The 670-nt window shown below is 44.6% G+C and carries 1 protein-coding gene and 1 pseudogene; both read right to left on the bottom strand.

Annotated elements, in window-relative coordinates:
• Positions 1-247: pseudogene (locus tag R7R24_RS27410) on the bottom strand (ABC transporter permease); the annotation flags it as partial.
• A gap of 40 nt (positions 248-287) precedes the next feature.
• The coding region (locus tag R7R24_RS27405; protein ID WP_318120227.1) for an outer membrane lipoprotein-sorting protein at positions 288-670 on the bottom strand (383 nt) is incomplete at its 5' end.

Raw genomic sequence — 670 nt, 5'->3', positions numbered from 1 at the left:
CAGAAATAAAGGCATCAGTTTGAGGAAGCACATCATCAATGCTAGATGAGTCGCCAAACTCAGGGTTTTGCAATTGAATAAGCCCAGTATAAAACTTTGCGGCGTTTTTGATGTTGGAACTGTAGCTACCTTCTTGGAAGGCTCTGGTGAGTAAGGAAAGAAAAAGCACTAGCGCGAGAGCAGCGGCCGTCAGTAACGTCCGCCTTTTTTGCCTCCATAAATTGCGCCATGCAAGTTTGATGAGCATCCGCTTCTCACCCCTCTCTTTTGTTCGTCTCTACCGCAAGTTAATCACGCAGGGATTTCATTTGCTGCTGCGAGAAAAAGTCATCATTTATATCGAAATCAAACTGTGCCTGATGCGTGGTAAAAATGGTTTTATTCCCCGGTTTATCGACGGGTTTCATCTCCATTCGCGTCGCTATCTTTCTACCGCCTAACTCTTTAACGTCGTAAGTCGTCAACACATTCACTCGTTCATCGAACTCATCATAAAATTCCACTTTGCGTTGCAAATACGTCGACTGAGAAATCCACAACGTAACTTTGTTCCAAACAACAGGCGCATCAGGTTTAGCCGTCGCTTCAATGACCCAGACTTTATCCCCCTCAAAGCTGTCATTGCCGAGTAAAGCGTGTTGATAATCCACAACGATTGATGATTGGTTGA

The organism is Vibrio sp. 704, assembly GCF_033339295.1.
This window is presented reverse-complemented; position numbering and strand designations above follow the sequence as displayed.